This is a genomic window from Paracoccus sp. BR5-17 (assembly GCF_055693925.1).
Genome location: NZ_JBVFUV010000003.1, coordinates 288,450 through 303,618, shown reverse-complemented (window position 1 = coordinate 303,618; position 15,169 = coordinate 288,450). Strand labels below are relative to the sequence as shown.

General features: G+C 71.0%; 16 protein-coding genes. 12 read left to right on the top strand and 4 right to left on the bottom strand.

Translation table 11 applies throughout. The annotated features are described in order from the left end of the window. Nucleotides 1–136: 136 nt before the first annotated feature. The 5 genes from ACZ1HC_RS02680 (at nucleotide 137) to der (ending at nucleotide 4,812) form a co-directional block, all read left to right on the top strand. Nucleotides 137–391: a hypothetical protein gene (locus tag ACZ1HC_RS02680; RefSeq protein WP_472698638.1), complete on the top strand. Its 255-nt coding sequence runs from the start codon at nucleotides 137–139 to the stop codon at nucleotides 389–391. A gap of 169 nt (nucleotides 392–560) precedes the next feature. Then, complete coding sequence (locus ACZ1HC_RS02675) at nucleotides 561–1,160, top strand: superoxide dismutase (RefSeq protein WP_472698637.1); 600 nt, start codon at nucleotides 561–563, stop codon at nucleotides 1,158–1,160. Nucleotides 1,161–1,297: 137 nt separating this feature from the next. Then, nucleotides 1,298–1,966, top strand: coding sequence for a tetratricopeptide repeat protein (locus tag ACZ1HC_RS02670; protein WP_472698636.1), 669 nt, complete (start codon nucleotides 1,298–1,300; stop codon nucleotides 1,964–1,966). 39 nt (nucleotides 1,967–2,005) lie between these two features. Then, nucleotides 2,006–3,331 (top strand): PQQ-like beta-propeller repeat protein, encoded by a 1,326-nt coding sequence (locus ACZ1HC_RS02665; RefSeq protein ID WP_472698635.1) that lies wholly within the window; start codon nucleotides 2,006–2,008, stop codon nucleotides 3,329–3,331. Then, a complete protein-coding gene (gene der, locus ACZ1HC_RS02660) occupies nucleotides 3,328–4,812 on the top strand; it encodes a ribosome biogenesis GTPase Der (protein ID WP_472698634.1) in 1,485 nt (494 codons plus the stop codon). The genes ACZ1HC_RS02665 and der overlap by 4 nt, the downstream gene beginning before the upstream one ends. Nucleotides 4,813–4,817: 5 nt before the next feature. Here der and ACZ1HC_RS02655 read toward each other — a convergent pair whose 3' ends face one another. The 3 genes from ACZ1HC_RS02655 to ACZ1HC_RS02645 form a co-directional block, all read right to left on the bottom strand. Beyond that, complete coding sequence (locus tag ACZ1HC_RS02655; RefSeq protein ID WP_472698633.1) at nucleotides 4,818–5,564, bottom strand: hypothetical protein; 747 nt, start codon at nucleotides 5,562–5,564, stop codon at nucleotides 4,818–4,820. A gap of 66 nt (nucleotides 5,565–5,630) precedes the next feature. Further along, nucleotides 5,631–6,923, bottom strand: coding sequence for a serine--tRNA ligase (gene serS / locus ACZ1HC_RS02650; protein ID WP_472698632.1), 1,293 nt, complete (start codon nucleotides 6,921–6,923; stop codon nucleotides 5,631–5,633). Nucleotides 6,924–6,989: 66 nt separating this feature from the next. Beyond that, nucleotides 6,990–7,340: a SoxS protein gene (locus tag ACZ1HC_RS02645; protein ID WP_472698631.1), complete on the bottom strand. Its 351-nt coding sequence runs from the start codon at nucleotides 7,338–7,340 to the stop codon at nucleotides 6,990–6,992. A 64-nt stretch (nucleotides 7,341–7,404) separates the two neighbouring features. On the opposite strand from ACZ1HC_RS02645, the gene meaB reads away from it, so the two are divergent. From meaB to ACZ1HC_RS02620, 5 genes are all read left to right on the top strand, one after another. Further along, entirely contained in the window at nucleotides 7,405–8,439 is a 1,035-nt protein-coding gene (gene meaB / locus ACZ1HC_RS02640) for a methylmalonyl Co-A mutase-associated GTPase MeaB (RefSeq protein ID WP_472698630.1), read from the top strand. Between the two features lie 5 nt (nucleotides 8,440–8,444). Further along, nucleotides 8,445–9,491, top strand: coding sequence for a bifunctional transcriptional activator/DNA repair enzyme AdaA (locus ACZ1HC_RS02635; protein ID WP_472698629.1), 1,047 nt, complete (start codon nucleotides 8,445–8,447; stop codon nucleotides 9,489–9,491). A gap of 136 nt (nucleotides 9,492–9,627) precedes the next feature. Continuing rightward, a complete protein-coding gene (rpmB, locus tag ACZ1HC_RS02630) occupies nucleotides 9,628–9,918 on the top strand; it encodes a 50S ribosomal protein L28 (RefSeq protein WP_472698628.1) in 291 nt (96 codons plus the stop codon). Between the two features lie 96 nt (nucleotides 9,919–10,014). Then, nucleotides 10,015–10,365 carry a hypothetical protein gene (locus ACZ1HC_RS02625; protein ID WP_472698627.1) on the top strand — a complete coding sequence of 117 codons (351 nt, stop codon included), beginning with the start codon at nucleotides 10,015–10,017 and terminating at the stop codon, nucleotides 10,363–10,365. Between the two features lie 18 nt (nucleotides 10,366–10,383). Then, nucleotides 10,384–10,839, top strand: a complete 456-nt coding sequence (locus ACZ1HC_RS02620; protein WP_472698626.1) for a copper chaperone PCu(A)C — start codon at nucleotides 10,384–10,386, stop codon at nucleotides 10,837–10,839. Between the two features lie 45 nt (nucleotides 10,840–10,884). Here ACZ1HC_RS02620 and ACZ1HC_RS02615 read toward each other — a convergent pair whose 3' ends face one another. Further along, nucleotides 10,885–13,137, bottom strand: a complete 2,253-nt coding sequence (locus tag ACZ1HC_RS02615; protein ID WP_472698625.1) for a heavy metal translocating P-type ATPase — start codon at nucleotides 13,135–13,137, stop codon at nucleotides 10,885–10,887. A 403-nt stretch (nucleotides 13,138–13,540) separates the two neighbouring features. Here ACZ1HC_RS02615 and ACZ1HC_RS02610 point away from each other — a divergent pair, with 403 nt between their 5' ends. Then, nucleotides 13,541–14,101 carry a L,D-transpeptidase gene (locus tag ACZ1HC_RS02610; RefSeq protein ID WP_472698624.1) on the top strand — a complete coding sequence of 187 codons (561 nt, stop codon included), beginning with the start codon at nucleotides 13,541–13,543 and terminating at the stop codon, nucleotides 14,099–14,101. Then, nucleotides 14,061–15,152 (top strand): tRNA 2-selenouridine(34) synthase MnmH, encoded by a 1,092-nt coding sequence (gene mnmH / locus ACZ1HC_RS02605; protein WP_472698623.1) that lies wholly within the window; start codon nucleotides 14,061–14,063, stop codon nucleotides 15,150–15,152. The genes ACZ1HC_RS02610 and mnmH overlap by 41 nt, the downstream gene beginning before the upstream one ends. Nucleotides 15,153–15,169: the final 17 nt, after the last annotated feature.

Below are 15,169 nucleotides of genomic sequence, written 5' to 3'. Positions count from 1 at the left end.
TCGCAAGGGCGGCGAAGGACACCGGCGGGCCTTGGCCCATGACGCGGCGGATTCGCCGGTCGCGGGACATCGAGGGAACCAGAGAAGCCCGGCCTTCATTGTCCGGATATGAATGATTGATCCGAAAGGGGCAAGAATGGCCGAGCGCAACAGCAATCGCATGTACATCATCATCGGAGCCATCATCGTCATCGTGGCGCTGCTGTTCTTCTTCATGTCGGGCGGCGAGGAGCCGGCTGCGGATGCGACCACCGATACGGCGGTCACCACCGAGCCTGCCGGCACCGCGGATACCGCCGCGGACGACGAACTCGAGGACGATGCGGTGGAAGTCGAACCGGCCGCGCCCGCGACCCCGGCTGCGCCCGCGACGACGGCTCCGGCCGACTGACCGGACATCCGATCCACATTCCGTCATCCGGCAAGGACCGGGGGCAAGCGCCCCCGGTCTGCGGCGTTGCGGCGGCCCCTGCGAAGCATCCGGCCCTCTTGCGTCGGCCGGACGAGATCCCGGACTGTGCCCCGACCGATGCCTCAACCCCTTATGAAAGGACAGAAAGATGGCCTTCACCCTCCCCGATCTTCCCTACGCCCATGACGCCCTGGCCCAGGGCGGCATGTCCAGGGAAACGCTGGAATACCACCACGACAAGCACCACAAGGCCTATGTGGACAAGCTGAACGAGCTGGTCGCGGGCACCGAATGGGACGGCAAGCCGCTGGAGGAGATCGTCAGGGGCACCTACCAGAAGGGCGCGGTGGCGCAGAACGGCATCTTCAACAACGCCAGCCAGCACTGGAACCACGCCCAGTTCTGGGAGATGATGACGCCGACCCCCGGCGCCATGCCCTCGGAACTGGAACGGGCGATCACCGAGTCCTTCGGATCGGTCGATGACTTCAAGAAGAAGTTCGCCGAAGGCGGCGTGGCGCAGTTCGGTTCGGGCTGGGTCTGGCTGGTCAGGAACGCCGACGGCGGGCTGGAGGTCACCCGGACCGAGAACGGCGTGAACCCGCTCTGCCACGGGCAGACCGCGCTTCTGGGCTGCGACGTCTGGGAACACAGCTATTACATCGACTTCCGCAACGCGCGGCCGAAATATCTGGAAAACTTCCTCAACAACCTCGTGAACTGGGAAAACGTCGCCTCGCGGATGTGATCCCCGCGCCAGCAGGCACAGGGCCCGGCCGTCGCGCCGGGCCTTTCCCGTTCCGGCCAAGCGCCTGCTTGGCTTTCCGGCCCGCAGCGGTATAAGACAAGGCGCAAGAGACTGCGGAAGGCGGGGCGGAAGGCGGCATGGCCAACCAGAACGACAATTTCATCGACGAGGTCTTCGAGGACCTGCGCCGCGAACGGCTGTTCCGGCTGTTCCGCCGCTGGGGCTGGCTGGCGGGCCTGGTCATCCTGGGCATCGTCGCGGGCGTCATCTGGCGCGAATACAGCCAGGCCCGGGACCAGGCGCAGGCCCGCGCCTGGGGCGACGCGATCCTGGCGGCCGAGGCTGCGGGCGATCCGGCGGCCATCCTGGAGGTCGATCCCCGCGGCGCCGAATCCCGCCGCATCCTGGCGGCGCTGCTGGCCGCGTCCGAGTGGTCCGAGGCCGGCGAGGACGAGGCCGCGGCCCAGGCGCTGCGCGAGGTGGCGGGCGATCAGGCGGCGGGCACCGTCCTGCACGACCTGGCCGAACTGAAGCTGGTGATCCTGCAGGGCGAGAGGATGGATCCCGCCCAGCGCGACGAGATCCTGGCCCGCCTGTCGCGCACCGGCGCCCCCTTCGAGCTGCTGGCCCTCGAGCAGAAGGCGATCGCCCTGGTCGGCGCCGGGCGGACCGAGGATGCGGTCAGCCTGATCCGCCAGATCCAGCAGAAGGACGGCCTGTCGCAAGCCTTGCGCCTGCGCCTGTCCGAGATGATGATCGCGCTGGGCGTCGAAGCGGAACCGTCCGACACCATGCCTGCCGGCTGACGCGGGCCAATGACCGAAGACACGAGGGAGAGGCGAGGAATGACCGCCACGCTGCGACTGACCCTGGCCCTGGCGGCCACGCTTGGCCTGCAGGCCTGCGGCGAACGCGATCCCATCTTGCCGGGACAGCGGCTGGACCCGCTGGCGGTCACCTCTCCTGACGGGCCGGCGATCGAAGGACCCGCTCCGGTCACCTCGACCGCGCTGAACCTTGCCGCGCCGGTTACGAACGGGGAATGGACCCACCGCGCCGGCAATGCGGCCCACCAGCCGGGGCATCTGGCCGTCGGCGCCGGCACGACCCGGATCTGGACCGCCCCCGTCGGGCAGGGCAGCGACAAGCGCCATCGCATCAGCGCCGACCCGGTGGTGGGCGGCGGGCTGGTCTTCACGCTGGACAGCCGGACGCGGGTGACGGCGACCAGCACCGGCGGCGCCACCGTCTGGAGCAGCGACATCGCCCCGGCCCTGGAAACCCGCGACAGCGTGTCGGGCGGCGGGCTGGCCTATGAGGCGGGGCGCGTCTATGCCACCAGCGGCTTCGGCGAACTGGTCGCGCTTGACGCGGCCTCGGGCCGGGTGCTGTGGCGCCAGCGGGTCGATGCGCCGATCGGCGGCGGCCCGGCGGTGCAGAACGGCGTGGTCTATGTGCTGGGCCGCAACGACATCGGCTGGGCGGTGCGCGCGGCCGACGGCCGGGTGCTGTGGCAGACATCCGGCACGCCGTCCACGGCGGGGGTGATGGGCGTGTCGGTGCCCGCGGTCCAGGGCGACACGGTGATCTTTCCCTTCGCCTCGGGCCAGCTTCTGGCCGCCGACCGCGAAACCGGCGCGACCCTGTGGACCTCGCAGGTGGGCGGGATGCGGATCGGCCGGGCCATCGCCAACATCCGCGACATGACCGGCGATCCGGTGATCGCCGGCAACAGGGTCTATGGCGGCACCTCCTCGGGGCGCATCAACGCGGTCGAGATGGACAGCGGGATCGAGGCCTGGTCGGCCCGCGACGGCGCCAACAGCCCGGTCGTCGTGGCGGGCGGGTCGGTCTTCGCCGTCAACGATCAGGCCGAACTGGTCCGCCTCGATGCCGCCAGCGGCGGCGTGATCTGGCGCGTCCAGCTTCCCTACTACACGGACAGGCGGATCCGCAGGCAGGACCGCATCCACGCCCATTTCGGCCCGGTCCTGGCGGGGGGTCGGCTGTTCGTGACCTCCTCGGACGGGGTGATGCGGGTGTTCGATCCCGGCTCGGGCGCCCTGGTGGGCCAGGCGCCGATCCCCGGCGGCGCCGCCGCCGCCCCCGCCGTGGCGGGCCAGACGATCTATGTCGTCTCGCGCGCGGGCCAGTTGCACGCCTTCCGATGACCTTCACCCTTGCCATCGTCGGCCGGCCCAATGTCGGCAAATCGACCCTGTTCAACCGCCTCGTCGGCAAGAAGCTGGCCCTGGTCGACGACCAGCCCGGCGTCACCCGCGACCTGCGCGAGGGCGCCGCGCGCCTGGGTGACCTGCGCTTCGTGGTGATCGACAGCGCCGGCCTTGAAATGGCCGACGACGACAGCCTGCAGGGCCGGATGCGCCGCCTGACCGAACGCGCCGTGGACGAGGCCGACATCTGCCTGTTCGTGATCGACGCCCGCGCGGGCGTGACGGCCGCCGACGAGTATTTTGCAGAAATCCTGCGCCGCCGCGCCCGCCATGTCATCGTCGCCGCCAACAAGGCCGAGGGTCGGGCAGGCGAATCCGGCGCGATCGAGGCCTATGGCCTGGGCCTGGGAGAGCCGCTGCGCATCAGCGCCGAACACGGCGAGGGGATGGACGATCTCTATCGCGCCCTGGTGCCGCTGGCGGACCGCATCGAGGCCGAGCGGCCGTCCCCGGCAGCCGCCGAGACGGACGTGGATCTGTCCGAAGCCGATGCCGAAGCGGGCACCGGGGCCGAGGATTGGCGGCCATCTGCGGCGCGCCCCTTGCAACTGGCGGTGATCGGCCGTCCCAATGCGGGCAAGTCCACCCTCATCAACAAGATCATCGGCGAGGATCGCCTTCTGACCGGCCCCGAGGCCGGGATCACCCGCGATTCGATCAGCGTCAGCACGACCTTCATGGGCACGCCCATGCGCATCTTCGATACCGCCGGGATGCGCAAGCGCGCCCGGGTGACGGACAAGCTGGAGAAGCTGTCGGTGGCCGACGGGTTGCGCGCCGTCCGCTTTGCCGAGGTGGTGGTGGTCCTTCTGGACGTGGCCATTCCCTTCGAGCAGCAGGATCTGCGCATCGCCGACTTCGCCGAGACCGAGGGCCGCGCCGTCGTCATCGCCGCGAACAAGTGGGATCTGGAAGAGGACAAGCCCCACAAGCTGAACGAACTGCGCGCCAACTTCGAAAAGCTGCTGCCGCAGTTGAAGGGCGCGCCGCTGGTCACGGTGTCCGCGCGAACCGGCAAGGGGCTGGACCGGCTGCACGCCGCGATCCTCAAGGCGCACGAGGTCTGGAACCGGCGCGTCCCCACCGCCCGGCTGAACCAGTGGCTTGCCGCGATGACCGAAAGCCATCCGCCCCCGGCGCCGGGCGGCCGCCGGATCCGGCTGCGTTACATGACGCAGGTCAAGACCCGTCCGCCCGCCTTCGTCGTCAAGGCGACCCATACCGACAAGCTGCCCGACAGCTACCAGCGGTATCTGGTGAACGGGTTGCGGCAGGACTTCGACATGCCCGGCACACCCATCCGGCTGTTCTTCCGCGACCAGGGGGCGGACAACCCCTACAAGGACAAGGCCGGCAGGATCAGCCAGTCGGGGGCGCTGTCCAAGCACCGGAATCGGCAGAAGCCCAAGGGCAGCTAGCGCGATCAGGTCGCGGCGCGCACCAGCACCATCCCCATCCCCGAGATGCCGATGATGGCCGCCAGCGCCACGCCGGGATTGCTGCCCATCGTCGTGATCGCCACCGCGCAGAAGGCCCAGATGATCGCGATCGAGAAGCCCAGCGACCGTCCCAGCCGTTCCTGGCCGATCATGCCGATGACGGCGCCAGGCAGGATCGCCAGGATCGCCGTCTGCGGCGTCGTCAGCGACAGCGGCGCGCCGATCAGCGTGGCCACCGTCGCGGTGGCCAGGGCGACGCTCCACCCCGCCAGGAAGGCCGGGGTCGGGCGGCGCTGGCCCCGCGCCCGGATCGCCCCCGACAGCGCCGCCGCCATCATCAGCAGCGCCCCCAGCGTCGCCAGCGGCTTGCTCAGCACCGCAAGCCAGGGCCACGCCGCCCCGCACAGCAGCGCAAGGCTCAGCGGATGGGCGGCGGGGGCCGGCCCCAGGTCCGAAGGATCCAGGTACTGGCCGATCCCGTCCAGAAGCAGCAGCCCCCACAGCGTCAGAAGCAGCGCCCACATCAGCGGGTTCTGCGGCTGGAGATAGAGTTGCGGCAGGCTGGCGACGGGAAGGTTCGCCCCCACCCCGAAGGCATCCAGAACCGGACCCTGCGACAGGTCGGGCACCGCGCCCTGCGCGGCGGGGCGCCTCAGCGTCGCCAGAAGGATCCCGCTGGCGATGAAGATCGTCACCGATCCCAGATGGAAGATGTCTGCCCCGCGCGCCATGACAGCCAACGCGGGGATCGGCGCCGCAGTTTCGGCCGCGGCGCCGGATCGCGCATTTTGCCGGCTTCAGGCCAGGCGGCCATCGGCCCCCAGCAGGGTCGCGCCGCCCAGATAGGGGTGAAGCGCCTGGGGAAGCGCCACCGACCCGTCGGCCTGCTGGCCGTTTTCCAGCACCGCGATCAGCGCCCGTCCCACCGCCAGCCCCGAGCCGTTCAGCGTATGGACGAATTCCGGCTTGCCGGTCTTGTCGGAGCGATAGCGCGCGTTCATCCGCCGCGCCTGGAAATCGCCGCAATAGCTGACGCTGCTGATCTCGCGGTACTTGTCCTGGCCGGGCAGCCACACTTCCAGGTCATGGGTGATGCGCGCGCCAAAGCCCATGTCGCCGGTGCACAGGACGATGGTGCGATAGGGCAGTTCCAGCGCCTCGAGTACGGCTTCGGCGCAGCGGGTCATGCGGTCGTGTTCGGCAAGGCCGTCCTCGGCGTCGGTGACGGACACCATCTCGACCTTCTCGAACTGGTGCTGGCGCAGCATTCCGGTGGTGTCGCGGCCCGCGCTGCCCGCCTCGGATCGGAAGCACTGGGAATGGGCCACCATGCGGCGGGGCAGGCTGGCGTGATCGACCAGATCGCCGTTCACGGTGTTCGTCAGCGTCACCTCGGCCGTGGGGATCAGCCAGTAGCCCTCGCGGGTCAGATAGCTGTCCTGGCCGAACTTGGGCAGTTGCCCGGTGCCTACCATCATGTCTTCCAGCACCAGGACGGGGGTCCAGGTCTCCTCGAGCCCGTGACGGTTCACGTGCAGATCCAGCATGAACTGCGCCAGCGCCCGGTGGATGCGCGCGACGGCGCCCTTCAGCACCACGAAGCGGCTGCCCGACAGCTTGGCGGCGGTCTGGAAGTCCATGCCCGGACGCACGCCGGCGATCTCGAAATGCTCGCGCGCGGGAAAGTCGAAGGCGCGCGGGCTGCCCCAGCGGCGCAGTTCCACGTTGTCGCTTTCGTCGCGCCCGTCGGGGACGCCGTCCAGCGGCAGGTTGGGGATCTCCATCAGCAGGTCGCGCAGGCGGCCGTCCAGCAGCGAGGCCTCGGCCTGCATCCGGGTGACGTCGGCCTTCTTCTCGGCCACGAGAGTGCGCAGGCGCTCGAACTCGGCGTCGTCGCCCCGGGCCTTGGCGGCGCCGACCTCCTTGCTGGCGCGGTTCTGGTCGGCCTGCGCGGTCTCGGACGCGACGATGCGCGCCCGGCGGTCGGCGTCCAGCGACAGGATGCGGTCCGACAGCGGCGCAAGCCCGCGCCGCGCCAGGGCGGCGTCGAAGGCCGCCGGGTTTTCCCGGATGGCACGGATGTCATGCATGATCGTCCCCCTGAACTGACAGCGTTGCCGGTGACTAGCCGAAGCGGGGGACGTGGGAAAGCCCGCTCAGCGGGCCTGGTCCAGCAGGGCGTCCAGGGCGGGCCAGAACTGCGCGGCGGTCATGTGGCCTTCCAGGCGCCCGACCTCCAGCCCGCCGTCCAGCAGGATGAAGGTCGGGGTGACGAAGGGCCTGCGCGCCAGGGCCAGCCCGTCGGGCCAGGGGCCGTGGATGTCCACCCGCATCAGCGGCGCGGCGCGGCCCGCCGCCGACCCGGCATAGGCCGGGCCGATGCTGCGGTTCCAGGCCTCGCAATAGATGCAGCCGTCCTTTTCCACCATCATCAGCCGCAGCGGGCCGGCCATCGCGGGCAGGGCGGCCAGGATCATCAGGGCTGCGGCGGCAAGGCGTCGGATCATCGGCGCAGTATCCATCGGCCGTGACCGCTTGGCAATCGCATCGCCGCCGCCTATCCCTTCTGGCATGGACGAGCTTCTGGAACCCCTTGTCGCCAAGGACCGGCGCGCCCTGTCGCGGGCGATCACGCTGATCGAATCGACGCGCCCCGACCACCGCGACCGCGCGGTGGCGCTGCTGGCCCGCCTGCCCGACCGGCAGGCGCTGCGGATCGGGCTGTCGGGAACGCCGGGGGTCGGCAAGTCCACCTTCATCGAGGCCTTCGGAACCATGCTGATCGGGCAGGGCCTGCGCGTGGCGGTGCTGGCGGTCGACCCCAGCTCGGCCCGGTCGGGCGGGTCGATCCTGGGCGACAAGACCCGGATGGAGACGCTGTCCCGAAACCCGATGGCCTTCATCCGGCCCACCCCCTCCAGCGCCCAGCTTGGCGGCGTCGCGCGCCGCACGCGCGAGGCGATCCGGCTGTGCGAGGCGGCGGGCTTCGACGTGGTGCTGATCGAGACGGTGGGCGTCGGCCAGTCCGAGACGCTGGTGGCCGAGATGTGCGACCTGTTCGTGCTGCTGCTGGCCCCGGCCGGCGGCGACGAATTGCAGGGCGTCAAGCGCGGCATCATGGAGATGGCCGACCTGATCCTGGTCAACAAGGCCGATGGCGACCTGCTGGGCACCGCCCGGCGCACGGTGGCCGATTACGCGGGCGCGCTGCGGCTGCTGCGCAAGCGCCCGCAGGACCCCGAGGGCTTTCCCAAGGCGCTGCCGGTTTCCGCCGCGACCGGCGAGGGACTGGAGAAGGCCTGGGCCGAGATGCAGTCCCTGGCCCAGTGGCGCCGCGACCACGGCCATTTCGCGGCCAACCGCGCCGAACAGGAACGCCAGTGGTTTCTGGCCGACGTTCGCGCGGGGCTGCTGGCCCGGCTGGACGCGCCCGCGGCGCGCGACCGGCTGGCCCGTCTGGGCGATGCCGTGGCGGCCGGTGCCAAGGCCCCGGCCGAGGCCGCGCAGGACATGCTGGACTGGCTGGCGCGGCAGGATGCGACGCCCGATCCTGCGGCCCGCGAGGCGCCGCGAGATCGGCTAGGCTCGGGGGCATGGACAAGGTGAGTGACATGCTTGATCTGCCCGACGACGCGACGCTTTACGCGGCCCTTCTGGCCCGCGATCCCGCTTGGGAGGGACGGGCCCTGGTGGGGGTCACGACCACCGGCATCTTCTGCCGGCTGACCTGCCCGGCCCGCAAGCCCCTGGCGCAGAACTGCCGCTGGTTCGCCACGGCCGATGCCGCGCGGGCGGCGGGCTTCCGGCCCTGCCGCCGCTGCCACCCCGCCGGCGCCACCGTCGAAGGCGATCCCCTGGTGCGCGATCTTCTGGCCCGGCTGCGCGACCGCCCCGGCCACCGCTGGTCCGAGGCGGACCTGCTGGCCCTGGGGCACGACCCCTCGACCGTGCGGCGGGCCTTCAAGCGCCATTTCGGGCAAAGTTTCCTGGGCATGGCCCGCGCCGCGCGGCTGCGGGACGGAGTGACGAGCCTTTCAAGGGGATCGCGGATGATCGAGGCGCAACTGGACGCGGGATTCGATTCGGCCTCGGGCTTCCGGTCGGCCTTTGCGCGGCTGTTCGGCCACGCGCCGCACCTTTTGCGGCAGGGGTCGGACCTGCTGGCCCACTGGATCGACACGCCGCTGGGGGGCATGATCGCCATTGCCGACGACCGGACGCTGCACCTGCTTGAATTCATCGACCGCAAGGCGCTGCCGCTGGGGCTTCGTCGCCTGTCGGCCCATGTCGGCGGGCGGGTGGGGCTGGGGCGCGGTCCGGTCCACGACCTGACCGAAGCGCGGCTTGCCGATTATTTCGCGGGGCAGGGGCTGCGGCTGGATGTGCCGGTGACGCTGCACGGCACGGCCTTCCAGCAGGCCGTGTGGCGCGCCCTTCAGGACATTCCCGCCGGGCAAACCCGCAGCTATGCCCAGCTTGCCGCAGCGATCGGGCGGCCCACGGCGATGCGCGCGGTGGCGCGGGCCAATGCCACCAACCGCATCGCCCTGGTGGTGCCCTGCCACCGGGTGATCGGCGCCGACGGCACGCTGACCGGCTATGCCGGCGGGCTGTGGCGCAAGGAAAGGCTGATCGCCATCGAACGGGGCTATGCCTGATGGGACTTGACGGCCCCACCCGGTTCCATTAGGGACGCGCAAACGGAATTCCGGGCGCTGCCTCGCGGCGCCCTTTCACTTTGGGCCGGAACCCCCGCCGGGACCGCCCGCATAGCAAAGACGAAGGATCAACACCATGTCGCGCGTCTGCGAACTGACCGGCAAAGGCCCGATGACCGGCAACAACGTGAGCCATGCCAACAACAAGACCCGTCGCCGGTTCCTGCCGAACCTGAACGAGGTCACGCTGCTGTCGGACAAGCTGGGCCGCTCGTATTCGCTGCGCATTTCGGCCGCGGCGCTGCGTTCGGTCGATCACCGGGGCGGGCTGGACGCCTATCTGGCCAAGGCCAAGGACAGCGAGCTGTCGGACCGCGCGCTGAAGATCAAGCGGGAACTGGCCAAGGCTGACGCGCCCCAGGCCTGATCCGGTCCCTGACTGCGGCAACATGCCCCGTCGTTCCCACGGCGGGGCTTTTGCATTGCGGTTGCCTTGATCCCGTTCATCGCCGATGGTCGCGCCATGCGACGCCTGGTCCATCACGCGCTGATTCTGTGCCTTATGCTTACCGGCATCGGCTTGGGTGCCGCGCGCGGCACCATCCTGCGGGCCGACCGGGTGGTGATCTGCACCGGCCACGGCCTAGTCGTCGTCGAACGCCCCGACGGCCAGCGGCGGGCGCATGTCTGCCCCGACATGGCGCTGTCCTTGCTGGCGGCGGCGCCCGCTCCGTCCGCCGACGCGCTTTCGCCGCAGGGGCCGGCGCGCACGGCCCGGCCCTCTTCCGTCCTTGTCGTGCCGGGGCAGGCTGCCCCACCGGCCGCCGCGCGGGATCCCCCGGCCCAACAGGTCTTCCCCGCCAAGCCAGTTTGACACGAAGGACAAGAACCGATGATCCGCATGACCCTGGCCGCGCTAGCGGCCCTTCTTCCCGCTGCCGCCCTTGCCCAGGACGGGCTGTCCGTCCGCGACGCCTATGCCCGCAGCGCCAACCCCAGGACTGGCGCGGTCTTCATGGTGGTCGAGAATCGCGGCCCCGCCGCCTGCACGCTGACCGCCGTCTCGACCGAGGCTGCCGAGCGCGCGGAACTGCACACCCATGCCGAGGAAGGGGGCGTGATGAAGATGATGCGCGTCGAGGGGGGCATCCCCGTCCCTGCGGGCGGCGAACACGCGCTGGCCCGCGGCGGCGATCACGTGATGCTGATGGGACTGAAGGCGCCGCTTGCCCAGGGCGACACGGTGACCCTGACGCTGGACTTCGGCGACTGCGGAACCCGGCAGATCGAGGCGGCGGTCGATAACGACCGCGCGCCCGACGAAGTGCAGGGCCATACGGGCCACTGAGGCCCCTGGGACCGCGGGCGGCAGCAGGCGCCCGCGGTTGCCGGCCTAGCGCACCCTTCTCAGCCGCAGGGCGTTGCCCACCACGCAGACCGAGGACAGGGCCATCGCCGCGGCGCCCAGCATCGGCGACAGTTGCGGGCCGCCGAAGGGCACCAGCACCCCCATCGCGACCGGGATCAGCGCGGTGTTGTAGGCGAAGGCCCAGAACAGGTTCTGGCGGATGTTGCGCATCACCGCCCGCGACAGCCGGATGGCGCGTACCACGCCCGACAGGTCGCCCGACATCAGCACCAGATCCGCCGATTCGATGGCGATGCTGGTGCCCGTGCCGATGGCGATGCCGGTTTCCGCCGCTGCAAGCGCGGGGGCATCGTTGATCCCGTCGCCCACAAAGACGGATCCCGCGCCCATGCCGCCGACCGCCGCCAGCTTGTCGCCGGGCATCAGTCCCGCGCGCACGTCGTCGATCCCCAGGCGCCGGCCGACGGCCTGGGCGGTGGCGGGAATGTCGCCCGACAGCATCACCGTGGTCAGGCCCATCCGGTGCAGGGCCTCAACCGTTCCGGGGGCTTCCTCGCGGAGCCGGTCTTCCAGCGCGAAGACGGCGGCGTGCCGGCCATCCACCGCCACGTGAACCGGCGTGGCGCCCCGGCCCGCCATCTCTGATGCGGCGCGTTCCAGCGCGGGGGCGGGGGTAACCCTGGCCTCGGTCAGCGCGGCAATGTTGCCGATCAGCAGGCGCCGGCCCTCGACCAGGGCCGTCAGGCCGCGTCCGGCAGTGGCCTGGACGCTTGTGGCCGGGGGCAGGTCCAGTCGGCGCCCGACCGCTCCGGCCACGATGGCCGCGCCCAGGGGATGCTCGGACCGCGCCTCGGCGGCGGCGGCAAGGCGCAGAACCTCGTCCTCGGCGATGCCCTCGGTCTGCACGCCCGTCAGTTCCGGGCGGCCCCGGGTCAGGGTGCCGGTCTTGTCGAAGCCCACCAGCCGGGCCTTCGACAGGCGCTGCAAGGCCTCGCCCCGGCGGAACAGCACGCCAAGCTGCGCCCCCCGCCCCGTGCCCACCATGATCGAAACCGGCACCGCCAGACCCATCGCGCAGGGGCAGGCGATGATCAGGACCGCCACGCCGGCGACGACCGCATGGGCCAGATCCGGGCCGAAGGCCAGCCACAGTAGGAAGGCCAGCGCCGCCAGCCCGATCACCACCGGCACGAAGACGCGGGTGATGCGGTCCACCAGGGCCTGCACCGGAAGGCGGGCGTTCTGGGCGCCCTCCACCATCTGCACGATCCGCGACAGGGTGGTGTCGGCGCCCGTGGCGGTGACGCGGTAGGTCAGGGCGGCAGTGCCGTTCACGGTGCCGCCGGTGACGCCGTCGCCCGGGGCCTTGGGGGCCGGGACGGGTTCGCCCGTCAGCATGGATTCATCGACATGACCCTGGCCTTCGGTCACGACGCCGTCCACGGCCACGCGTTCGCCCGGGGCCAGCAGGACCAGGTCGCCGGGATGCAGGTCCGCGACCGGGGTCCGGACCGGCCTGCCGTCGCGCAGGACATTGGCGTGATCGGGCGCCAGTTCGATCAGCGCGCGGATAGCCGCCCCCGCCTGGCCCTTGGCCCGCGCCTCCAGCCAGCGGCCCATCAGGATCAGGGTGACGATGACGGCCGCGGCCTCGAAATAGACATGGCGCGAGGCGGGCGGGATCAGCCCCGGCATCAGCACCACCACCGCCGAATAGAGGAAGGCCGCCCCCGATCCCAGCGCCACGAGGCTGTTCATCTCGGGGCCGCCGCGCAGCAGGGCGGGGATGCCGGTGACGAAGAAGCGCCGGCCCGGCAGCGCCAGGACAAGCGCGGTCAGGACCATCTGCGCCCAGTTCAGGGGCTGCGCCCCGAACGTGCCCTGCAGCCAGTGGTGGAAGGCCGGAACCAGGTGCGCGCCCATCTCGGCCACAAAGACCGGCAGGGTCAGGGCCAGGGCGAGAAGAAAATCGCGCTTCAGCGGGCCGGCCTCGTCAGGGGCGGGCCGGGGCGCCGCCTCTTGCGGGACGGTGGCGGGATAGCCCAGCTTCGTCACGGCCTGGGCCAGATCCTGGGGCGAGAGCGAGCGGTCGTGGCGGATGCTGGCCGAGCCGGCCAGCAGGTTCACCTGCGCCTCGGCGACGCCGGGGCGGGCGGACAGCACCCGCGTGATGCGGGCCGAGCAGGCGGCGCAGCTCATGCCCTGGATGGACAGGCGCGTGGTGGCAAGATCGGGCGCGGTGCCCGATCGCGGCAGGTCAGTGGAAGTGGCGGTCATGGCGGTTTCCTGAAGTCATGCAAGAGATGCGGCACGGGTTCAGGAAACGGGGCGGCGCCTGGGGCCGCAGCGGGGCCTGCCGCGGAAGCTGCGCGGCGATCAGGGCGCGGGGGTCGAGCCGCAGGGGGCGGCGCGGCCGGGCCTGGACCGGCCGGGCGTCCTGATGGCAGCGGCAGGCGCGGTCGCCCCTGCCCCGGCACAGATGCGCGGGACGCCGCAGCGGGCGGCGGCGGGCGTCTTGACAGCAGGGGCGCGGGGCGAAGGCCATATCCGGCAGATGTGGCCTGGAGGCGCCGCGGTCAAGGGCGATTGAACGCGATACGCCCTCGTGAGTTGCACCTGTGGGTCCCGTCTTGCTAGGACAGGATCAAGAGCAGAAGAACACGAGAATGACAGGATCACCATGAATCGCCGTGAACTGATGTCGCTGGCCGCGCCGCTGATGGCCGCCGCCTGCCTCGCCCCCTCGCTGGCCTTCTCGCAGGAGGCTCCGCGCGATCCCTATGCCCCGACCGAAGTCGCGATCCGCAACGATTTCGAGGTCGGCAGCATCGTCGTCGTCAGCAAGGACTTCTTCCTGTATCACGTCATCGCGCCGGGGCGGGCCGTGCGCTATGGCGTGGCCGTGGGCACCGACGAGCTGGTCTGGAAGGGCCGCGCGACCGTCGGCCGCAAGGTCGAATGGCCGTCCTGGACGCCGACGCAGGACATGATCAAGCGCAAGCCCGAACAGTACGGCAAATGGGCCAACGGGATGCCGGGCGGCCCGCAGAACCCGCTGGGCGCGCGGGCGCTGTATCTGTACAACGACCAAGGCCAGGACACGGCCATCCGCATCCACGGCACCACCGAGCCGGGCTCGATCGGGCGGGCGGTGTCGAACGGCTGCCTGCGGATGCGCAACGAGGCGGTGATGGCGCTGTATGACCAGGTGCCCATCGGGACGCCGGTCTACGTCTACTGACGTGCCCCTGGCCCTGACGCGCCTGCTCGACCCCGCCCTGGCGGGGTTCGACGACATCATCGACGTGCGGTCCCCGTCCGAATACGCCGAGGATCACCTGCCCGGCGCGATCAACCTGCCGGTTCTGGATGACGCCGAACGGGCGCAGGTGGGCACCATCTACAAGCAGGTGTCGGCCTTCGACGCCCGCCGCGTCGGCGGCGCGCTGGTGGCCGCCAATGCCGCGCGCCACCTGTCCGGGCCGCTGGCCGACCGCGACGGAAGCTGGCGCGGGCTGATCTATTGCTGGCGGGGCGGGCAGCGGTCGGGCAGTTTCGCCACGATCCTATCGCAGATAGGCTGGCGGGTGGACCGCATCGAGGGCGGCTACAAGGCCTGGCGGGCGCTGGTGGTGGACCGGGTGCAGAACCAGCCGGTCCTGGCGCCAGTGATCGTCCTGGACGGCGATACCGGCAGCGCCAAGACCGCGATCCTGGGGCGGCTGGCGCGGCGCGGCTGGCAGGTGATCGACCTTGAAGGTCTGGCCAACCACCGCGGAAGCCTGTTCGGCGGCCGGCCCGAGGGCCAGCCAGGCCAGAAGCTGTTCGAGGGCAGGCTGGCGCTGGTGCTGGAAGGGCTTGACCCCGCGCGTCCCGTGCTGGTCGAGGCCGAGAGCAGCCGCATCGGCAAGGTGACGCTGCCGAAGGCCATGTGGCAGGCGATCTGCGCCGCGCCGCGCCTGCGGCTTCAGGTGCCTGTCGCAGCCCGGGCGGCCTATACGGCGGAAAGCTATGCCGACATGGTGGCCGACCCGGCGCGCGTCGAGGCGGTCGTTGCCGCCCTGGCGCCGCTGCATCCGGCCGAGCGGACCCGAGGCTGGCTGGCCGCCGTCGCGGCGGGCGACTGGCGCGGCCTTGCCCAGGGGCTGCTGCGCGACCACTATGACCCGCGCTATCTGAAGCACCGGCAGCGCTATGCCGACCGCGAACGCGCCGTGGTGGCCCTGGACGACCTGCGCGACCTGGAGGCAGCCGCGGCGCGGGTCGAGGCGGAACTGGTCCGCCTGACCTGAGGCACCGGGCAGGGGGG

Bases quoted from the DNA above. Each gene is read 5' to 3' on its own strand.
- ACZ1HC_RS02625 (WP_472698627.1), top strand. From the start codon at position 10,015: ATGCGACGCCTGGTCCATCACGCGCTGATTCTGTGCCTTATGCTTACC.
- ACZ1HC_RS02610 (WP_472698624.1), top strand. From the start codon at position 13,541: ATGAATCGCCGTGAACTGATGTCGCTGGCCGCGCCGCTGATGGCCGCC.
- rpmB (WP_472698628.1), top strand. From the start codon at position 9,628: ATGTCGCGCGTCTGCGAACTGACCGGCAAAGGCCCGATGACCGGCAAC.
- ACZ1HC_RS02670 (WP_472698636.1), top strand. From the start codon at position 1,298: ATGGCCAACCAGAACGACAATTTCATCGACGAGGTCTTCGAGGACCTG.
- ACZ1HC_RS02620 (WP_472698626.1), top strand. From the start codon at position 10,384: ATGATCCGCATGACCCTGGCCGCGCTAGCGGCCCTTCTTCCCGCTGCC.
- ACZ1HC_RS02680 (WP_472698638.1), top strand. From the start codon at position 137: ATGGCCGAGCGCAACAGCAATCGCATGTACATCATCATCGGAGCCATC.
- mnmH (WP_472698623.1), top strand. From the start codon at position 14,061: ATGACCAGGTGCCCATCGGGACGCCGGTCTACGTCTACTGACGTGCCC.
- ACZ1HC_RS02675 (WP_472698637.1), top strand. From the start codon at position 561: ATGGCCTTCACCCTCCCCGATCTTCCCTACGCCCATGACGCCCTGGCC.
- serS (WP_472698632.1), bottom strand. From the start codon at position 6,923: ATGCATGACATCCGTGCCATCCGGGAAAACCCGGCGGCCTTCGACGCC.
- der (WP_472698634.1), top strand. From the start codon at position 3,328: ATGACCTTCACCCTTGCCATCGTCGGCCGGCCCAATGTCGGCAAATCG.
- meaB (WP_472698630.1), top strand. From the start codon at position 7,405: ATGGACGAGCTTCTGGAACCCCTTGTCGCCAAGGACCGGCGCGCCCTG.
- ACZ1HC_RS02665 (WP_472698635.1), top strand. From the start codon at position 2,006: ATGACCGCCACGCTGCGACTGACCCTGGCCCTGGCGGCCACGCTTGGC.
- ACZ1HC_RS02645 (WP_472698631.1), bottom strand. From the start codon at position 7,340: ATGATCCGACGCCTTGCCGCCGCAGCCCTGATGATCCTGGCCGCCCTG.
- ACZ1HC_RS02635 (WP_472698629.1), top strand. From the start codon at position 8,445: ATGCTTGATCTGCCCGACGACGCGACGCTTTACGCGGCCCTTCTGGCC.
- ACZ1HC_RS02655 (WP_472698633.1), bottom strand. From the start codon at position 5,564: ATGGCGCGCGGGGCAGACATCTTCCATCTGGGATCGGTGACGATCTTC.
- ACZ1HC_RS02615 (WP_472698625.1), bottom strand. From the start codon at position 13,137: ATGACCGCCACTTCCACTGACCTGCCGCGATCGGGCACCGCGCCCGAT.